The 19,506-nt window shown below is 66.1% G+C and carries 19 protein-coding genes; 4 read left to right on the plus strand and 15 right to left on the minus strand.

The genetic code is table 11. The features are described 5' to 3' along the window. The first annotated feature begins 32 nt into the window (after positions 1-32). Both AC5W54_RS00555 and AC5W54_RS00560 read left to right on the plus strand, forming a co-directional pair. Positions 33-464 (plus strand): HU family DNA-binding protein, encoded by a 432-nt coding sequence (locus AC5W54_RS00555; protein ID WP_495960118.1) that lies wholly within the window; start codon positions 33-35, stop codon positions 462-464. A gap of 92 nt (positions 465-556) precedes the next feature. Further along, on the plus strand, positions 557-913 hold the full coding sequence (locus tag AC5W54_RS00560; RefSeq protein WP_495960119.1) for a hypothetical protein: 357 nt from the start codon (positions 557-559) through the stop codon (positions 911-913). 227 nt (positions 914-1,140) lie between these two features. On the opposite strand, the gene AC5W54_RS00565 is transcribed toward AC5W54_RS00560, so the two are convergent. The 4 genes from AC5W54_RS00565 to AC5W54_RS00580 form a co-directional block, all read right to left on the minus strand. Beyond that, entirely contained in the window at positions 1,141-1,545 is a 405-nt protein-coding gene (locus AC5W54_RS00565) for a hypothetical protein (RefSeq protein WP_495960120.1), read from the minus strand. 478 nt (positions 1,546-2,023) lie between these two features. After that, positions 2,024-2,401 (minus strand): hypothetical protein, encoded by a 378-nt coding sequence (locus AC5W54_RS00570; RefSeq protein ID WP_495960121.1) that lies wholly within the window; start codon positions 2,399-2,401, stop codon positions 2,024-2,026. A gap of 339 nt (positions 2,402-2,740) precedes the next feature. Then, on the minus strand, positions 2,741-4,834 hold the full coding sequence (gene recG, locus AC5W54_RS00575; protein ID WP_495960122.1) for an ATP-dependent DNA helicase RecG: 2,094 nt from the start codon (positions 4,832-4,834) through the stop codon (positions 2,741-2,743). Then, positions 4,831-5,751, minus strand: coding sequence for a hydrogen peroxide-inducible genes activator (locus AC5W54_RS00580; RefSeq protein ID WP_495960123.1), 921 nt, complete (start codon positions 5,749-5,751; stop codon positions 4,831-4,833). Before AC5W54_RS00580 ends, recG begins: the two co-directional genes overlap by 4 nt. Before the next feature lie 113 nt (positions 5,752-5,864). Between AC5W54_RS00580 and AC5W54_RS00585 the strand changes: the two genes are divergently transcribed. After that, positions 5,865-6,737, plus strand: a complete 873-nt coding sequence (locus AC5W54_RS00585; RefSeq protein ID WP_495960124.1) for an SDR family oxidoreductase — start codon at positions 5,865-5,867, stop codon at positions 6,735-6,737. Positions 6,738-6,768: 31 nt separating this feature from the next. On the opposite strand, the gene AC5W54_RS00590 is transcribed toward AC5W54_RS00585, so the two are convergent. From AC5W54_RS00590 to AC5W54_RS00640, 11 genes are all read right to left on the minus strand, one after another. Further along, positions 6,769-7,272: an acyloxyacyl hydrolase gene (locus AC5W54_RS00590; RefSeq protein WP_495960125.1), complete on the minus strand. Its 504-nt coding sequence runs from the start codon at positions 7,270-7,272 to the stop codon at positions 6,769-6,771. Between the two features lie 32 nt (positions 7,273-7,304). Then, positions 7,305-7,820, minus strand: coding sequence for an RNA 2',3'-cyclic phosphodiesterase (gene thpR, locus AC5W54_RS00595; RefSeq protein WP_495960126.1), 516 nt, complete (start codon positions 7,818-7,820; stop codon positions 7,305-7,307). Further along, the gene (locus AC5W54_RS00600; protein WP_495960127.1) at positions 7,817-8,206 is read right to left on the minus strand and encodes a RidA family protein; all 390 of its coding nucleotides are present in this window, start codon (positions 8,204-8,206) and stop codon (positions 7,817-7,819) included. The genes thpR and AC5W54_RS00600 overlap by 4 nt, the downstream gene beginning before the upstream one ends. A gap of 109 nt (positions 8,207-8,315) precedes the next feature. Then, entirely contained in the window at positions 8,316-10,451 is a 2,136-nt protein-coding gene (locus AC5W54_RS00605; protein WP_495960128.1) for a RelA/SpoT family protein, read from the minus strand. 66 nt (positions 10,452-10,517) lie between these two features. Further along, positions 10,518-10,778 (minus strand): DNA-directed RNA polymerase subunit omega, encoded by a 261-nt coding sequence (gene rpoZ, locus AC5W54_RS00610; RefSeq protein WP_495960129.1) that lies wholly within the window; start codon positions 10,776-10,778, stop codon positions 10,518-10,520. Between the two features lie 212 nt (positions 10,779-10,990). Continuing rightward, complete coding sequence (gene gmk, locus AC5W54_RS00615; RefSeq protein WP_495960130.1) at positions 10,991-11,605, minus strand: guanylate kinase; 615 nt, start codon at positions 11,603-11,605, stop codon at positions 10,991-10,993. Between the two features lie 65 nt (positions 11,606-11,670). Continuing rightward, positions 11,671-12,609 (minus strand): glutaminase B, encoded by a 939-nt coding sequence (gene glsB, locus AC5W54_RS00620; RefSeq protein ID WP_495960131.1) that lies wholly within the window; start codon positions 12,607-12,609, stop codon positions 11,671-11,673. Between the two features lie 117 nt (positions 12,610-12,726). Continuing rightward, the gene (locus tag AC5W54_RS00625; protein ID WP_495960435.1) at positions 12,727-14,193 is read right to left on the minus strand and encodes an alanine/glycine:cation symporter family protein; all 1,467 of its coding nucleotides are present in this window, start codon (positions 14,191-14,193) and stop codon (positions 12,727-12,729) included. 342 nt (positions 14,194-14,535) lie between these two features. Further along, entirely contained in the window at positions 14,536-15,954 is a 1,419-nt protein-coding gene (locus AC5W54_RS00630; RefSeq protein WP_495960132.1) for a sigma-54-dependent transcriptional regulator, read from the minus strand. Positions 15,955-16,021: 67 nt separating this feature from the next. Next, positions 16,022-17,782 (minus strand): transporter substrate-binding domain-containing protein, encoded by a 1,761-nt coding sequence (locus tag AC5W54_RS00635; RefSeq protein ID WP_495960133.1) that lies wholly within the window; start codon positions 17,780-17,782, stop codon positions 16,022-16,024. 6 nt (positions 17,783-17,788) lie between these two features. Further along, a complete protein-coding gene (locus AC5W54_RS00640) occupies positions 17,789-18,652 on the minus strand; it encodes a YicC/YloC family endoribonuclease (protein WP_495960134.1) in 864 nt (287 codons plus the stop codon). Between the two features lie 114 nt (positions 18,653-18,766). Here AC5W54_RS00640 and rph point away from each other — a divergent pair, with 114 nt between their 5' ends. Then, a complete protein-coding gene (gene rph / locus AC5W54_RS00645) occupies positions 18,767-19,489 on the plus strand; it encodes a ribonuclease PH (RefSeq protein WP_495960135.1) in 723 nt (240 codons plus the stop codon). Positions 19,490-19,506: the final 17 nt, after the last annotated feature.

Below are 19,506 nucleotides of genomic sequence, written 5' to 3' on the forward strand. Positions count from 1 at the left end.
AGATTGCGTCATTGCTGGTTGGTGTCATTCGCATGTCGCCATTCCGGTTGCACGTCACCCGACCCGGACAGAGTGTTCCGGGGAGGCCGCATGCGAGTGATGCAAAAGCAGGGTTCATCGACTCGAATATCAACAACAACACCGGCGAGCGATATCGCCGGACATCAAGCCAATACCAGGAGGGCTGTATGCGTAAACCAGAACTCGCCGCGGCGATTGCCGAGCGTGCCGATCTCTCCAAGGACAAGGCGAGCCAGGTGCTCAACGTCATCCTCGACGAGATCACCGGCAGCGTGTCCCAGGGGCAGGACGTCTCATTGATCGGCTTCGGCACTTTCACCGTGCGCGAGCGCGCCGCTCGGACCGGCAAGAATCCCCAGACCGGCGCCCCACTCAACATCCCGGCCAGCAAGACCGTGGCCTTCAAGCCGGGCAAGGGGCTCAAGGACGCCGTCGCCAAATAGGCCGCCTCGACAGCAGATCGGTGCCTTGAAGCGGCCCGCGGCAACGCGGGCCGCGGAAGTTTCTTCTCTACTCCTCTGGCGGCGGACTCGACATGAAGCTGCGACTGATGCTCTGGCTGCTGGGACTGCTGCTCAAGCGTGCCCTGCGCCGCAAGCCCCGTTTTCGTGAACTGCTCACCGCAATGCGGGGACTCGATTGGGGCATCGCCACCGAGGACCTCTCCATCGCCCGCCATTACCGCATGTCGACCCATGGCATCCGCACCGGGGCAGGCCTGCCGGTGGATCTCGACCTCGAGCTACGCTTCGAGGACGAGGCCACGGCGCTCAAGGTGCTGAAGAAGCCCACCCAGCAGGCCTTTCTCGACGGCATGATGGCCGGTAGCGTCCGCCTGGTCGGCGACTCCGGCGACCTGCAGAAGCTGCAGAAGTTGCTCAAGCACCTCTAGGGTCAGAACCGCTCCGGCCCACTGGCATGCCCCCTGGTTTCTGCCCCCTCAAGCGGCTAACGCGGGGTGTGCTCGGGGTGCCACAAAGCCCAGGGCTGATGTGGCCGTTCTTCACGGTAATACCGCATCCAACGGTCGATCATGGCCCTGGCTTGGCACAGCGGTTCGCAGCGTTGGAAAAATGAAAAGCCCTTGCGAGGCGCAAGGGCTCTGAAAGTCATCAGGGGTCAATGGGAAGATCCATTTTGGTTATCGGAATACCTCAGAAAAGGATCATTGATCGGGCCACTCCGGAAGCTGGGGCTCACCAGCACAGGGTGAATGCTCGTAGTCATATGATCCCGAAAGGAAGCTTGCATCAGGTCTCGGGGATCATTGACCGGTTCACTCCGGAAGCTGGGGCTCACCAGCCCGTTGGTACCGTTCCCCGTCACATAACCCCGAAAGGCAGCTTGCATCATGTCTCGAGGATCGTTGATCGGGTCACTTCTCATGCTTGGGCTGGCCAGTTCCTCGGCAGTAACGATCACCGCCGGCAGGGTCAGCTGATCGGAGAATGCCAGAGGACTGGTCACCAGCCCCATGGTAATGCCGAGAACGCCAAGCTGCTTGATAAGGGTCGTGGAATTCATGATGCACCTCTCATTGGCTTTCAGTCGAGCTGGGAGGGACCCACGCAGTGTGAATCCTTGCTACTTTGTAGCGAGAGGCGGGCTGTTGCTTACAGATAAAGTGGGGTTGTTAATATCACTCTCTTACATGAAAGAAATAAAATATCATGTAAGAACCTCGCTGCTTTGCCGACTAAAGAATTGGGGTCGATTTCCCCTTCTGGTGACGTTGGCGTTGATCGGCCAAGCCGCTGAGCAAGGCGGTGGAGAGGCTCGTGGCGCCGAGCCGTGCCATGGGTAAGCCCGGCCAATGAGGCCTGCCGTGCGGTGATCCACGGCCACGGGCCTGCCGGGTGGCATGCGAAACACTGGTAGCACTGACGGGTAGTGAAGGACTGGTCGTAGAGCCAGCCCCAAAAAAAACGGGTGACACGTTCAAGGTCCTGGCGGGATGCAAGGGCCTTGAAGGTCACCGCGGAGAAGGTCCTGTTCAGCTATATTAGTAAATTAGGAAATGATCGGTAGTCGGGTCACTCCGGATGCTTGAGCTAACCAGCAGGGGGTGAATGCTCGTAGTCAAATGCTCCCGTAAGGCAGCTTGCATTATGTCTCGGGGATCGTTGACCGGTTCACTCCGGAAGCTTGGGGTCACCAGGCCGTTGGAACCGTTCGCCGCCACATAACCCCGAAAGGCAGCTTGCATCATGTCTTGAGGATCATTGACCGGATCACTCCGGAAGCTTGGGCTGGCCAGCTCCTCGGCGGTAATGATCACCACCGGCAGGGTCCGCTCATCGGAGAATGCCAGCGGACTGGCCAGCAGCCCCATGGAAACGCCGAGTATGCCAAGCTTCTTGATAAGTATTCTGTTTCCCATAATACACCTCCCACTTCATTACCGCTACGGAAAGTAGCCGGGAACACTGTGTGTTTCCATGAAACTTGGTAACACGGCGTGTTCCCATGTAGCTTAGTTGAGAAAGGCGGGAGCGAACTTACAGGAAAACTCCGATAGTAAATAATATTACGCTCCATGTAAGGAGCGAATAGCTATGTAAAAAATGTGCCTGTTTTATCGACTAATTAAATCGCCGCAATTTCCTTTTCCTCGGCTCCAGAAAACACTCCTCGTTTCATCACTTCACAGCCGCGAGCCACCCCGGAGGGAATGTCATCACAACCACTCACGGGGTCGGCAGGGTCGGTCCGGTGGGCGCTACACTTGCCCGTAGCGCCCGGCCGCTTCGCCCAGCCAGCGGCGGATCAGCGGCCGGCTGGCCTCGGGGTGGGTGGCGAGCAGCGCCTCGGCCAGCGGCGAGACCCGCTCGAGCAGGTCGGCGTCGCGTTCCAGGTCGGCGATCTTCATCTGGGCGAGCCCCGTCTGGCGGGTGCCCAGCACCTCGCCGGGGCCGCGCAGCGCCAGGTCCTTCTCGGCGATGCGGAAGCCGTCGGTGGTCTCGCGCATCACCGCCAGGCGCTCGCGGGAGTGGGCCGACAGGGGCCCATGGTAGAGCAGCACGCAGAAGCTCTCGGTCGAGCCGCGCCCGACCCGGCCGCGTAGCTGGTGCAGCTGGGAGAGCCCCAGCCGCTCGGGGTTCTCGATGATCATCAGGCTGGCGTTGGGCACGTCGACGCCCACCTCGATCACCGTGGTGGCCACCAGCAGGTCGAGCTCGCCGGCCTTGAAGGCGTCCATCACCTCGGCCTTCTCGCCGGCCTTCATGCGCCCGTGGACCAGGCCGATGGAAAGCTCCGGCAGCGCCTCGGTGAGTTCGTCGCGGGTCGCCTCGGCGGCCTGGCACTGCAGCGCCTCGGACTCCTCGATCAGGGTGCAGACCCAGTAGGCCTGGCGGCCCCCGGCGCAGGCGTGGCGGATACGCGCCACCACCTCGGGGCGGCGCTCGTCGGGCACCACCACCGTCTTCACCGGGGTGCGGCCGGGGGGCAGCTCGTCGATCACCGAGACATCCAGGTCGGCATAGGCGCTCATCGCCAGGGTGCGAGGAATGGGGGTGGCGGTCATCACCAGCTGGTGCGGGGTCAGGCCGCCGGCCTCGCCCTTTTCGCGCAGCGCCAGGCGCTGGTGCACACCGAAGCGGTGCTGCTCGTCGACGATGGCCAACCCCAGGCGCTGGAAATGCACGTCGCCCTGGAACAGGGCGTGGGTGCCCACCACCATGCGCGCCCGGCCGTCGAGGATCGCCGCCTTGGTGTCGAGGCGCGCCTTGCCCTTGAGCTTGCCGGCCAGCCAGGCGACCTCGATGCCGAGTGGCTCGAACCAGGCGCGAAAGGCGCGATAATGCTGCTCGGCGAGGAGCTCGGTGGGCGCCATCATCGCCGCCTGGCAGTCGCCGGCGATGGCCGACAGCGCGGCCATGGCCGCCACCACCGTCTTGCCCGAGCCCACGTCGCCCTGTACCAGGCGCAGCATGGGGACCTCGCGGGCCAGGTCGGCGCCGATCTCGTCGAGCACGCGGCGCTGGGCGCCGGTCAGCGAGAAGGGCAGCTGGGTGAGGAAGCGCGCCTGCAGGCTACGCCCGCCGGGGAGGCGGGGCGCCCCGTCCTCCTGGATGCGCAGGCGTACCTCGCGCAGGCTGAGCTGGTGGGCGAGCAGCTCCTCCAGCGCCAGGCGCCGGCTGGCCGGGTGGCGGCCACCGGCGAGCTGTTCCGGGTCGGCATCCGGCGGTGGCTGGTGCAGCACCCTCAGGCTGTGATGCAGCTCGGGCAGGCCGAAACGCGTGCGCAGGGGCTCGGGAATCCAGTCGGGCAGCGCCTCCGGGGCGGCGGCGAGCCGCTCGATCGCCTGCTCGATCAGGGCGCGGAGGCGGGTCTGGTGCAGGCCCTCGGTGGCGGGATAGATGGGGGTGAGGTGATCCTCCACCGGCGGGGCCTCGGCGCTGAGCAGCCGATATTCCGGATGATAGAGCTCGAGTCCGGTGGCGCCGGCCCGGGCCTCGCCGAAGCAGCGCACCCGCACACCGGCATGGAACTGTTGCTGCTGGGCCGGCGAGAAGTGGAAGAAGCGCAGGCTGAGGATGCCGGACCCGTCGCGCAGTCGTACCAGCAGGCTGCGCCGTCGGCCGCGGACCACCTCGCCGGCCACCACCTCGCCCTCCACCACCGCCTCGTGCCCGGCGCGCAGGGTACCGATGGGGGTGATGCGGGTACGATCCTGATAGCGCAGCGGCAGGTGAAACAGCAGGTCGGCGACGCTGTCGATGCGCAGGCGTGCCAGCTTCAGCGCCAGCGCTTCACCGACCCCCTGGAGCGATGTGACCGGCGCGTCAAGAGCGGTGATGTCAGCGCTCATGCCGGCTCGAGTTCGACCTCACGGCAGCGGGCGATGGCGTCGGTCACGGCATCGATGGCCCGGGGCCGCGGGAAGCTGGCCCGCCAGGCGATGGCCACGGTACGCGAGGGGGACGGCGGGTTGAAGGGCCGGCTGGTCAGCAGGCCGCTCTCGTAGTGGCCGGTGCCGATCGCCGAGCGTGGCAGCACCGTGATGCCCAGCTTGGAGGCGACCATGTGACGGATGGTCTCCAGGGAGCCGCCTTCGGCGGTGAGGGTGTTGCTGGGGCTGTTGAGCTTGTGGCTGATGGCCGGACAGGCCTCGAGGATCTGGTCGCGGAAGCAGTGGCCCTCCCCGAGCAGTAGCAGGCGTTCGTCGAGGAGGTCCTCCTTGTCGATGCTCCGTCGCTCGGCCCAGGGGTGATCGGCCGGAATCAGCACCTCGAACTCCTCCGCGTAGAGCGCCTTGGTGACCACGTCGGTCTCGGTGAACGGCAGGGCAATGATGATGGCATCCAGCTCTCCGTTTCTCAGCTTGCGCCTCAAGTTGCCGGTGAAGCCCTCCTCGATGTAGAGCGGCATCTGGGGGGCGCTGGCCGCCAGTGCCGGCACCAGGTGCGGGAAGAGGTAGGGGCCGATGGTGTAGATGGCGCCGAGGCGCAGGGGGCTGGCCAGCTGGTCGCGGCCGGACGTGGCCAGTTCCTTGATCACACTGCTCTGTTCGAGCACGCGCTGGGCCTGTTCGACGATCTTCTCGCCCAGGGGCGTGACCTGCACGGTGGACTTCGAACGCTCGAACAGCGCCACGCCCAGTTCCTCCTCGAGCTTCTTGACCGCCACCGACAGGGTCGGCTGGGAAACGAAGCAGCGCTCGGCGGCACGCCCGAAGTGGCGTTCCTGGGCCAGGGTTACGATGTAGCGAAGTTCTGTTAGAGTCATCTTGGTGCCGGTAGGCATCCTCTCGATACGGGGGTTGTCCCGAGGCACGGGAGCGCAATGCACAGGGACAGAATAATGCCAATAGGGACTTTTTATCAGGGGGCGAAGGAAAGGTGAAGACAACGACACTCATTCTTGGCTGTGGCGATATCGGCACGGCCCTGGGACGACGCCTTCGGCAAGCGGGCCAGCGGGTGGTCGGCGTGCGGCGCAATGCCACGGCCCTGGACGACAGCGGCCTCGAGGCCGTGTCCATGGACCTCGGCGATGCCCCGGCCCTGGCCGAACTCCCCGATGCCGACGTACTGGTCTATGTGGTCAGCGCCGATCACTTCGACGAGGAGGCCTATCGCGCGGCCTATCCCGATGGGCTCAAGGCCGTACTGGCCGAGTACGCCGGTCGTCCCAAGCCGCCGCGGCACGTCTTCTTCGTCTCCTCCACCAGCGTCTACGCCCAGCAAGGGGGCGAGGTGGTCGACGAGGCCAGCCCCACCGCCCCCTCCGGCTTCTCCGGACAGCTGATGCGCACGGCCGAGCAGGCGCTGATCGATCACGCGTTGCCGGGCACCGCGGTACGCTTCTCGGGCATCTACGGTCCCGGTCGCGACCGCCTGATCCGCCAGGTGAGCGAAGGACGCATCGCCCCGGCCAGTCCGCCGATGTACTCCAATCGCATCCATCGCGACGACTGTGCCGGGGTGCTGGCACACCTGATCGACCTGGCCCTGGCCGGCGAACGGCTCCATGAGCTCTATCTCGCCAGCGACTGCGAGCCGGCGCCGCTGCATGAGGTCATGACCTGGCTGGCGCAGCAGCTCAAGGTCCAGGCCACCGAGACCATCCAGTCGCCACTGCGTCGTCGGGCCAGCAAGCGCTGCGACAACACCCGACTGCTCGAGAGTGGCTACGTCTTCCGCTACCCCAGCTACCGCGAGGGCTATACCCAGGTGCTCAAGGAAGGCGGCTTCCTGCCCGAGAAGGCCTGACCGCCCCTGGCGGCTCCCTGGCGATTCGGGCTCACAGCGAGAAGCGGTAGCCCAGCGTCAGGGTCTCGAAGCCGTCATTGGGATGCTTGATCCCGGCGTTGGAGTAGTGCGTCAGGGCCAGCGAGAGTTCGCCGCCGGCCCATGGCAGGCCCAGCGCCACGCGATCCTCGAACTGGAAGGCGGTGGAGAGCTCCCGGGCGCCCAGGCGGGTCTCCAGGAACAGGGCCGCACCGATGCCGCCCTCGAGGAACACGCCATGCTCGCCGGCGAAGGTGTAGCGCAGCGCCGGCGAGAGCAGCCAGGCGGCATTGCCATCCTGTTCGCGACTCGACAGCAGCAGCAGACCGGTGGCCAACCGCAGGTCGAGGCGGGGATGGAAACGCTCGAGCCCGATCAGGCGATCGACCTCGGCCTTCAGAGCCACCGTGGACTCGCTGGTGGCGCCGGCGGCCACGGCGCCATCGGCCATGACCGGGCCGCTACCCAGGAGTGCCGCGATCCCGACGATGGTCGCCCTGCCTGCCTTGCGGGACATTCCCTTCCCCCTCTTGGTTTTCCACCGACGAATCAGGCGGCTCCCGACCGCGCCAGGGTGATATAGCGAGCGCCCCGATCGTCGATGATGGAGTGAATCAGCTCAAGCTGATTATAGGGCCAGTCGAGCCGCACGTGCGGCAGTTCGCCGGTCTCGAGGGAGGCGGCATGCCGCAGCAGGGTGATATGGGGCACGAAGCTGGCCGGGCGGCTCGTCAGGCCACGCCGCTCCAGGCCGTCCCACAGCCGGCCGTGCAGCGCCTGGAGCGCCGTGTCGGGGCGGCGAGCCCCGACCCAGACGATTCCCGGTCGCCGGAAGCTGCCCCAGTGATCGAGCCGCCAGCGGCCGGGCGCGACCGCCAGCGCGCGCGCCCAGTCGGCCAGCTCGGTGGCCTGCGCCTCGCGCACCTCGCCGAGGAAGGCCAGGGTCAGGTGCAGGCTCGCGTCCGGCACGCGCCGCCCGCCGCAACGGGCGTGGGCGGTATCCGCCAGCTCGCCGAGCCGCGCCCGCACTGCGGGCGGCGGCACCAGCGCCAGGAAGAGTCTCAATCGCCGATGACCATGACAGCTTCCGCCTCGAACTGGGCGCCCTTGGGCAGCGCCTTCACCCCCACCGCGGCGCGGGCCGGGAAGGGAGCGGTGAAGAACTCCTCCATCACCTTGTTGACGATGGTGAAGTTGCCCAGGTCGACCAGGTAGAGGTTGATCTTGACGATCTCGCCGAGCGAGCCGGCGGCCTCCTCGCACACGGCCTGCAGGTTGGTGAAGACCTGGCGGGCCTGGGCCTCGAAGTCGTCGGAGACGATCTCCATGGTGGCCGGGTCGAGCGGGATCTGGCCGGAGAGGTAGACGGTGTTACCGGCCTTGATGGCCTGGGAGTAGGGACCGATGGCGGCGGGCGCCTTGTCGGTATTGATCACTGCCTTGTTGCTCATGGGAGTTCTCCGCGTTGTCGTTCGATGATCGAGGGCGTTCCACCCAGGGTCGCCGATGAATAGGTGACCCGCCCTCGTGGCGACGAGGGCGGGCCGCTCAGGGAATGCCTCAGTTGCCGACGCGCGAGATCCTGCCGATATGGGACAGGTTGCGCAAGCGCTTGATGATCCTGGCCAGATGTACGCGATCGCGTACTGCCAGGGTCAGGTTAACGATCGACAGCCGGGCGTCACGCTCCTCGATACCAATGCGCTCGATGTTGGCCTCGGCATCGGTGACCAGCCCGGCGAGTTCGGCCACCAGACCGCGGCGACTCTCCATTTCCAGCCGCAACGCGACGGGGAAGTCCTCGTCGATCTCGTCGGACCACTCCAGGGCGAACAGTTTGTCCGGATCGCTCCCCAGCTCACCGAGGTTGCGGCACTCGGTGCGATGCACCACGATCCCCTTGCCCACCGAGAGATGGCCGATCACCGGGTCGCCGGGCAGCGGATGGCAGCAGCGGGCGAACTTGATCACCATGCCCTCGGCACCGCTGATCACGACGGGGCCATGGGAGCGCCCCTGGCGATCCGTCGCCTCGCGCGCCTCGCCATGCTGCAGGTCGATCAGGCGACGGGCCACCACATGGGCGACCCGGGTGCCCAGCCCGATGGACTCCAGCAGGGCATCGTCGTTCTTCAGCGAGAGCTCGGCCAGCAGGGTCCGGAGCGGCCCCTCGGGCAGCTCTTCCAGGCTGGTCTCGAAGTCGGCCAGGGACTTGTTGAGCAGCCGGCGGCCGAGCTGTACCGCCTCGGTCTGCTGCTGGTGTTTCAGGGCATGGCGGATCGCCGAGCGTGCCTTGGCGGTGACCACGAAGTTGAGCCAGGCGAGGTTGGGCTTGGCCCCGGGGGCGGTGATGATCTCCAGGGTCTGGCCGCTCTCGAGGCGGGTGGAGAGTGGCGCCAGGTGGCGGTCGATGCGACAGGCGATGCAGCTGTTGCCGATGTCGGTATGCACGCTGTAGGCGAAATCGATCACCGTGGCGCCCTGGGGCAGCTCCATGATGTCGCCCTTGGGGGTGAAGACGTAGATGTCGTCGGGGAAGAGGTCGTTCTTGACGTGCTCGATGAACTCCAGCGAATCCCCGGCGTGGCGCTGCATCTCCAGCAGCCCCTTGACCCAGGCCCGGGCCCGGGCATGGCTGCCCTCGGCGATGGGGTGCTCGGTCTGGCCGGCCTTGTAGAGCCAGTGGGCGGCGATGCCGTTGTTGGCCATGGCCTCCATCTCGCGGGTGCGGATCTGCACCTCGATGGGCATGCCGCCGCTGCCGAACAGGGTGGTGTGCAGGCTCTGGTAGCCGTTGGCCTTGGGGATGGCGATGTAGTCCTTGAAGCGCCCCGGGACCGGCTTGTAGAGGTTGTGCACCACGCCGAGGATGCGATAGCAGCTGTCGACGTCCTCGGTGATGATGCGAAAGCCAAAGACATCCATGATCTCGGCGAAGGGCTTGCGCTGGTCGCGCATCTTCTTGTAGATCGACAGCAGGTGCTTCTGGCGGCCGACCACGGTGCCGGACAGCCCCTCGTCGTCGAGGCTCGTCTGCAGGGCGTTCTGGATCTGGCGGATCGCCGAGCGGCGGTGGCCGCGGGCGCTGGAAACGGCGCGCTTGATGCGCTCGGCACGCATCGGGTGCAGGGCCTGGAAGGCGAGGTCCTCGAGCTCCACCCGGATGGTGTTGATGCCCAGCCGGCTGGCGATGCGGGCGTAGATCTCGAGCGTCTCGCGGGCGATGCGGCGCTTCTTCTCGGGACGCAGGGCGCCCAGGGTACGCATGTTGTGCAGGCGGTCGGCGAGCTTGACGATGATCACCCGGATGTCCCACGACATCGCCAGCACCATCTTCTGGAAGTTCTCGGCCTGGGCGACCGCCTTGTCCTCGAAGGTGATCTGGGTCAGCTTGGAGACGCCGTCGACCAGCTCCGCCACCGGCTTGCCGAACTGTTCGGCCAGGGCCTCCTTGCCGACCCCGGTGTCCTCGATCACGTCGTGCAGCATGGCAGCCATCAGGCTCTGATGGTCCATGTGCATATTGGCCAGGATATTGGCCACCGCCAGGGGATGCGTCACATAGGGCTCACCGGAGCGACGCCGCTGGCCGTCGTGGGCCTGCTCGGCATAGTAGAAGGCACGCTTGACCTGCTGGATCTCGTCCTGGGGGAGGTAGCCGCCGAGACGGTCGGCCAGGTCATCGATGGTGAACATGCGGCGCGCCCTGAATCCTGCGTGAGTGCCCTGCGAAGTGAGACGGCGGGACGCCGTCGTGCGGGATCACTCCTCGCCGGCAAAGCCTGGCTCGGGTTCGCGACGGATGCGCACCGGCGCTTCGACCGGTTCGTCGAGCACGTTCTCGTCGATCAGGCCTTCGGCGATCTCGCGCAGGGCCATGACGGTGGCCTTGTCGTTCTCCCAGGGCAACAGGGCATCGCGGGAGCCGCGGGCCAGCTGGCGGGCTCGCTGGGTGGAGATCATCACCAGCTTGAAGCGGTTTTCGACGTTTTCCAGACAATCTTCGACTGTGACTCGCGCCATGGATGCCTTCCTGAATGCTGGTAGGGAATCGACGCCGGCCCCCGGCGAGGGTGATCGCGGGCGGAGATTCCACCTATGGATAGACCCGATAGGTTACTCGACGCCCGGCTCCCCTGACAAGCGCCGCGGCGGGGTTTCGGGATAAGCGCCTGCGGCTGGGGCCATGACAAGCGCCTGCGTCTGGGGGTCATGACAAGCGCCTGCGGCTGGGGTCAGGATAAAAGCGCCGCGAGCAGCGGACCATGACGCTCGCGGATTCGCTCACGGGTCAGGCGGCTGGCGATGACCAGCGACTGGAGCTCGCGCAGGGCGGTGGTGAAGTCATCGTTGATCACCAGGTAGTCGTACTCGTCGTGGTGCGACATCTCGTTGACCGCCTCACGCATGCGCCGGGCGATCACCGCATGCTCGTCGGTGCCACGGCTGGCCAGGCGGTGCTCCAGCTCGCTGCGGGAGGGCGGCAGGATGAAGATCGAGACGGCCTCGGGCAGCTGGCTGCGCACCTGACGGGCACCCTGCCAGTCGATCTCCAGGATGACGTCCTGGCCAGCGTCCAGCATGGCTTCCACCGCCGGGCGGGAGGTGCCGTAGTAGTTGTCGAACACCCGGGCATACTCGAAGAACTCGCCCCGCTCGATCATCGCCTCGAAGTCCGGCACGTCGACGAAGTGGTAGTTGACGCCGTCCACCTCACCGGGCCGGCGCTCGCGGGTGGTGTGCGAGACCGAGACCTGGATGCCGTCGAGGCTCTCGATCAGCTCGCGCACCAGGCTGGTCTTGCCGGCACCGGAGGGGGCGGAAATGATGAAGAGGGTACCTTGGGCCATGGGCATGCGTCCGGTTGCGACGATTCGAGGGGAAACGCGCATTATCGCACATTGCCTCGCCGCTTCTACCCCGTCGCCGCCGGATTCCTGCCGAAGCGTTCGCCCAGCTTCTCGGTGAAAAGCTCCAGCGCGTACTGGGCCGCCACCGAGTTGCCGTTGTCGTCGAGCGCCGGGGACCAGGCACAGACCGACAGCCGGCCGGGCACGATGGCGACGATGCCGCCGCCGACGCCACTCTTGGCGGGTAGCCCCACGCGGTAGGCGAAGTCACCCGCGGCATCGTACATGCCGCAGGTGAACATGATCGAATTGATCCGGCGCGCCAGGTCCGGGGGGATGAACGACTTGCCGGTCATCAGGGCGTGGCCGTCTGCGGCCAGGTAGTTCATGGCGACGGCGAGGTCGCGGCAGCTCATGCGTAGCGAGCAGCAGGAGAAATAGGCGTCGAGGACAGCGTCGACATCGTTGTCGATATTGCCGAAGGCCTTCATCAGGTAGGCCATGGCGGCATTTCGGGCGCGGTGCTGCCATTCCGACGCCAGCACGTGCCTGTCGATCAGGATCGAGGTGTTGCCGGACAGAGCCCTGGCGATGTCCTGGATATGCTTCGAGGGGGTGGCGAAGCCGCTGACCAGGTGGTCGGCGATCACGATGGCGCCGGCATTGATGAAGGGATTGCGCGGCTTGCCGCGCTCCGCCTCGAGCTGGGTCAGGGAGTTGAACGGCATGCCCGAGGGATTGAGGCCCACGCGCTCCCACAGCGCCTCGCCGTGGGTACGCAAGGCCAGGGTGAGCAGCAGGACCTTGGCGATGCTCTGGATCGAGAACGCCTCCCGCGCGTCGCCCGCGGCGAAGATCTCGCCCTCGTTGGTACAGATCGTGATGCCGAAGCGGCTGGCATCCTGCTCCGCCAGCGCCGGGATGTAGTCGGCGACGCGACCTGTTCCGAGCTTCGTTCTGGCCCGCTCGTTTATCTCGTCTACCCAATCCTGCATCTTCACCATGCGTTCAGGCACCAGGTTGTCAGGCGTAGTTGCACAAGTGGCAAGCGATAAGGGAAGCCGGCCCGGAGCGACATGGTCGCTGCCGGGCCGGACGCAACGCGGGTGCTGGTTACCCGCTCAGGTGGAGGGAGGCGTGACGGCCGGTGTCCGCTGCAGCCGCTGCCGGTCCTCGGGCTCGATGTCCCAGGCCGCGGGATCGATGCTCAGGTCGGCGAACTTGCCGGCGTCAAAGATCGGCTGCTCGATACCCGCCTCGATCTGCTCGTCGAAGTCGCGCATGAAACGCAGGCCCGGCTTGAGCAGCAGGATCAGGGCAACGAGGTTGGCCAGGGCCAGGAAGCCCATGGTCACGTCGGCAAAGGCGAATACGGTACCCAGATCGGTGATCGCCCCCCAGCTACACAGGCCGATGACGGCGACCCGGAACAGGTTGAACAACATCTTGTTCTGGTCACTCAGGAAGTTGATGCTGTTTTCCCCGAGGTAGTAGTTGTAGAGGATGGTGCTGAAGCCGAACATGAGCAGCGCGACACTGACGAAGCTGCGTCCCCATTCGCCCACATGATCGGCGAGTGAGGCCTGGGTCAGGGCCACCCCGCCGATATCGGCACCGGATGCCGGATCGTAGACACCGCTGAGCAGGATGATGAAGGCGGTGGCCGAACAGATGATCAGGGTATCGATGAACACCGAGAAGGCCTGGACGATGCCCTGGTTGGCCGGGTGTGGCACATAGGCGACCGCCGCCACGTTCGGCGCGCTGCCCAGCCCCGCCTCGTTGGAGAACAGGCCGCGCTTGACCCCCATCAGGATGGCCGCGCCGACACCGCCGCCGATCGCCTGCTCGAGGCCGAAGGCACTATTGACGATCAGCAGGATCGCCTCGGGAATCCGGGTGACGTTCGTGCTCAGCACCACGATGGCAATCAGCAGATAACCGGCTGCCATGACCGGCACCACCACTTCCGCCACCCGGGCGATCCGCTTGACACCTCCGAAGATGATCAGGCCGACGATCACGGCAAGGGCGATGCCGGTGTAGGTGACCGGTATGCCGAAGGCGTCATTGACGGAAGTCGCGACGGCGTAGGATTGCAGGGCGGTAAAGCCGAAGCCGAAGGTGACCAGCAACAACACCGAATAGAGGGCCGCCAGCCAGTGCCATCGGCTGCCGAGCCCGCGGGCAATGTAATACGCCGGACCACCGCGATACGTGCCGTCGGGCTGCGCCGTCTTGTACGCCTGGGCGAGGGTGCATTCGAGATAGCTGGTGGCCATGCCCATCAGGCCGACCAGCCACATCCAGAAGATGGCCCCCGGGCCGCCGAGGGTGATCGCCACCGCCACCCCGGCGATGTTGCCGCCACCGACGCGGCCGGCGACGGACAGCAGCAGGGCCTGGAAGGAGCTCAGATGGCCATGCGTGTCCCGCTTGAACGCCTGGCTGGCGCTCAGGATCCGGAACATTCGAGTGAAATAACGAAACTGGACGAACCGGGAGGCCAGGGTAAAGCCGATGCCGACCGCGATCAGCAGCACGATCAGCACCTTACCCCACAGGATGTCGTTGATCAGCTCCAGCATCATGCCTCCCCCTCTGAGGTTGTCGGGGGAAGGGAGCGCGATGGGGTCCGCAGCGTGGCGGCGGTCGTCATTGTTGTTGGCATGGTGGGTCTAACCTCTTGCTCGCGTGTAGTGAAGCCGGCTCGTCGTGGCGAGCCCGGATCATGAAAGAGCAAGGGGCATGCCAACCCTGTAGGTCTATCTAACCAGTTGTTATATCGGGAATATTCGGCAAGAGGCGGTAAGCGATCCCTGGCGAAGGGGTATAACCAGAGGGGGCCGACCAAGCCCTGTGATCATGGAAAAGGCTTTTTATACAATGGGTTGCATTGGCTATAACCATCGTTATGGGTATTGCCAGGGTTATAGGGGTTCGGCGCGCCGCTTCTTCAACCGCTTGCTCAGCGCCGGCTGGGATATCCCCAGCAGGCGCGAGGCGATGGATTGGTTACCTTCGGCACGCCGCATCGCTTCCTGTACCAACAGGTCGGCGACCTCGTTCAGCGTCGGCAGCGGCTCGTCGGAGGCGAACACGGCCCGCTCGGCGGCACCGTCCAGAGGCGAATCCTGGCATGCCTGCCGGGTGGCACGCTTGAAGACCTCCATGGACAGCGTCCTGGATCGATGCACGCTCATGGCATCGAAGGCCATGGCGCGCAGCTCGCGGACATTGCCGGGGAAGTCGTAGTTGGCGAGCAGCACGGGCAGTTCCGCCGGGAAGGTCGGCTTGCTCTTGCCGAGCTCGTCGGCCGCTTCGGCGAGGAAGTGCTCCAGCAGCAGCGGGATGTCCTGCTTGCGTTGCCGTAGTGGCGGAACAAGGACCTGATGCGTGCGCAGGCGGTAGTAGAGGTCCTTGCGAAACTCACCCTGGCGCTGCTTCTCGTCCAGGTCCTGGTGGGTCGCCACCACGACCCGTGCCCGCAGGCGCTTGGGACGATCGCTGCCGAGCGGGTAGTAATCCCCCTCCTGGAGCAGGCGCAGCAGCTTCACCTGGGAGGCCATGCTGAGATCGCCGATCTCGTCGAGGAACAGCGTGCCGCCGGCGGCCTGCTCGATCATGCCGGCGCGTGGCCGATCGGCGCCGGTGAAGGCGCCACGCTGATGGCCGAACAGGGTGTCGGCGAAGACGTTGTCGTCCAGCCCCGCGACGTTGACGCCCACCAGCGGGCCCTCGCGGCCACTCAGCGCATGGGCGGCGCGGGCGATCAGTTCCTTGCCCACGCCGCTCTCGCCACCGATCAGCAGCGGCTGGCTGGTTGGCGCCACCGACTCCAGGTACTGGAAAACCGAACGCATGCCCTTGTCGGCGGTGATGATATGGGCGAAGGCCTCGGGGTGCTCGAGGGTATCGTAGAGGAAGCGCTTGCGCAGTTCCTGGTTCTCCTGGCGCAGCTCCTGCAGGCGAATGGCACGCTTGATGCCCTCGAGCAGCCGGCCTTCCTCGTCGGTCTTGACGAAGTAGTCGAAGGCGCCCAGCTTGATGCAGTTCACGGCCGTTTCCACCTGGTTCAGCCCGCTGATCACGATGACATCGATATCCGGATGTTCCTCGACGATGCGGGCCAACAGCTGCTCGCCCGAGAGGTGGGGCATGGTCAGGTCGAGGGTCACCAGGCCGATGTTCTCGCGTGCCAGAAGCGTCAGCACCTCCCGGCTGTCCCGGCAGCGGTGGATGTTGGTGATGCCGCCGGAGCGCTCCAGCGCGATGCTCAGGCTGCGCAGGAAGGAGGGCTCGTCGTCGACGAGCAGCAGGCCGAAGGAGGGGTAGAGGTTGTTCGTCATCGGGCGCTTCACCCACCTACTGTCGAGAGTTTCGCGATGTGTCACGGTGCGCGGGCGTCACGGCCATTCAGACCGGCAGCGGCTGCCGGGAGGTGGCTTCCCGAGCCGGCTGTGCCGATGCCGGCAGAATGAGAGTGACGGTCGTCCCTTCGCCGGGCCGGGAGTCGAACGCCAGGCTACCATGGTGCTCGCGCACGATGCCGGCGGACACGGACAGCCCCAGCCCGGTACCGCCGCACTCGCGGCGGGTGGTGAAGAACGGGTCCGTCAGTCGGCTCAACGCCTCGGCATCGATGCCCCTGCCCTGGTCGCGGACTTCCAGTACCACCCCCCTGGTCGGATCATGGCGTGTCGTCAGGAAGATGCCCTGGTCCGTGCTCTCCAGGGCCTGGCAGGCGTTCAACACCAGGTTGATCACGACCTGCTCGATGCGCTGGGCGTTGCCCTCGAGCGGCGGCAGGTCGCTGGCGTAGTGCGTCTCGAAGCGGCTGGTGGCCTTGCGAATCGAATTGTCGACCAGGCGCACGGCGGTGGTGACCACCTCGTTGAGATCCAGGGTCTCGCCCAGGTCGACACGGCCCTGCCGGGCGAAATCCTTGAGGTCGCCGACGATGCGCTTGATGCGTTGGGTACCTTCCAGCATCTCGTCGAGCATCGGCGGGATCTCCTCGCGCATCCGGGAATAGGCCAGCCCGCCGAGCATGAAATCGCCGTGCGTGCGGTAGTGCGCGTCGAGGATGGGCGCGGCATCGGCATAGGCGTCGCGCAGCACCGGCAGGTTCAGCAGCAGCAGGCTGCTGGGGTTGTTGATCTCGTGTGCCACACCGGACACCAGGATGCCCAGGGAGGTCATCTTGTCGGCCTGGATCAGTTGCTGCTGATGCAGCCGCAGCTCCTCGGTGCGGCTCGCCACCTCCTTCTTGAGCATGCGGTTCCAGACCACGATGCCGCCCAGGATCAGCAGCAGGAGCCCCGAGACCGCCGCCCCCACCTGGCCGATCTTCTTCCAGGGAATGCCGTCCGAGCTTTCCAGGGGGCCCAGCCACTTGTCGTAGATTGCCTGGTGGCGGCCGGTGTTCTTGAGAATGGCGAGCCCTTCGCTGAACTGGGCGAGCAGGTTCGAGTTGCCTTGCTTCACCGCGTAGCCGTAGCGCAGCGAGAAAGGGCGTGCCACCGGCCCGAGATTGGTCAACCCCAGCTCCCGGCTGAGATAGAGTGCCGGCAGGTTGGCCACCAGCGCGTAGTCGTGCTGGCCGGCGGCGAGCAGGCGCAAGGCATCGGCGTGGGTGTCCGTGGGGAACAGCCGGGCCCCCACCTCATGCTCGATCAGGTAGTCGTGCATGATGTCGCCGCGCTGGACGATCACCTCCTTGTCGCGCAACTCCTCTACCGCGACTATCGGGTCGCCACGACGGGCGAAGATCGACTGATGGACGATGGCGTGGGGCGGAGCGAAATCGAACCGCCCGGCGCGTTCGTCGGAGTAGGACATGCCCTGGAGGATATCGATCTCGCCGCTCTCCAGGCCGCGCCTGACCTCGCTCCAGGTATCCAGCTCGATGCGTACCTCGAGCCCCATCACCTCGGCGATGGCCCGGGTCAACTCGACGTTGTAGCCGGCCGGCAGGCCCTCGTCGTCCAGAAACTCGTACGGAGGATGGTAGTGATCCCCGCCGACGACGATGGTGGCGTCGCCGGCGGGGGACGCTTCTTGCCCCCAGCCCGGCAACGGCACCAGGGCAAGACTGACGGCAGCCGCGACCGCCCACAGCAGGCCCGATGCGGCGGGGGCAGTCGTACGTCGTGGTGGCGCCTGGCTTGCCGTCATCGGCCGTTACTCGATGTTCTGGATCTGCTCGCGCATCTGCTCGATCAGCACCTTGAGCTCGACCGCGCAGCGCGTGGTGCTGGCGACCACCGCCTTGGAGGAGAGGGTGTTGGCCTCGCGGTTGAGTTCCTGCATCAGGAAGTCGAGGCGCCGTCCCACGGGCCCCTGCTGGCCCAGCTGGCGCTCGACCTCGCCGACATGGGTCGCCAGGCGGTCGAGCTCCTCGTCGACGTCGGCCTTCTGGGCCAGCAGCACCAGCTCGGCCTCGAGCCGCTGGGGGTCGAGGTCGGCCTTGACGGCCTCGAGGCGCTCCAGCAGTTGGGCACGCTGGCGCTCGAGGATCTCCGGCATCAGCCGGCGCACCTCAGCCACCTGGGCGTTCACCGCCGCCAGCCGTTCGCGGATCATGACCGCCAGCTTGTCGCCCTCCCGGGCACGGCCGGCGAGCAGGTCGTCGAGGGCGGCATGGAACAGTGCCGTGGCCTCGGCCTTGACGGCCTCGAGATCCGGGCCTTGGGCGTCGAGCACGCCGGGGTGATCGAGCAGCGCCAGGGCGTCGGGCATGGGAGCGTCGCTCACCACCCCACGCACCTCGTCCAGCGCCGCGGCCAGGGCCTCGAGGCGTTCGCGACTGACGGTCAGGGTCGCCGCGCCGCTGGCCGGCTCGAAGCGCAGGGTGCACTCCACCTTGCCGCGCGCCAGGCGCGAGCGCAGCGCCTCGCGGAACATCGGCTCCAGGTCACGCAGGCTCTCCGGCAGGCGGAAGTGGGGATCGAGATAGCGCTGGTTCACCGAGCGCAGCTCCAGTTGCAGGCTGCCCCAGTCGGCCTCCCGGCTCAGGCGGGCGAAGGCGGTCATGCTGTGAGCCATGGGAACTCCTGTTGCGTCGCGGCGGTGAAGGCCCAGTGTAACCGATTAAGGGTGTAGAATGGCGGCCCCTGGCCGACCCCGGCCGTGACGCTCATTCGAACGACGAGAGGTTCTATGCGCCCCAGTGGACGACAGCCCGACCAGCCCCGCGAGATCCGCCTGACCCGTGACTATACCCGCCACGCCGAGGGCTCGGTGCTGGTGGAGTTCGGTGATACCCGGGTGCTGTGCAACGCCAGTGTCGAGGCCGGGGTACCGCGCTGGCTGCGCGGCAAGAATCAGGGCTGGGTCACCGCCGAGTACGGCATGCTGCCCCGCGCCACCCATACCCGCGGCGGCCGCGAGGCGGCCCGGGGCAAGCAGGGCGGGCGTACCCTGGAGATCCAGCGGCTGATCGGTCGCTCGCTGCGCGCAGCGGTCAACCTCAAGAAGCTCGGCGAGTTCACCATCACCGTGGACTGCGACGTCATCCAGGCCGATGGCGGCACCCGCACCGCCTCGATTACCGGTGGCTGCGTGGCACTGATCGACGCCATCCGCTACCTGCAGCGCGAAAAGAAGATCAAGGGCGATCCCTTCGTGCAGCTGGTCAGCTCGGTGTCGGTGGGCATCTTCAAGGGCGTGCCGGTGGTCGACCTCGACTATCCCGAGGACAGCGGCGCCGATACCGACATGAACGTGGTGATGGCCGAGAGCGGCGGGATGATCGAGGTGCAGGGCACCGCCGAGGCGGGTACCTTCTCCCGTGTGGAGCTCGACGCCATGCTCGATCTGGCCGAGCAGGCGGGGGCCGAGCTGTTCGGCCACCAGCGTGAGGCGTTGGGAATCCGCGGCTGAGCCGGCGGCCCTTTCCA

Source organism: Halomonas sp. LMYGS-3 (assembly GCF_059509875.1).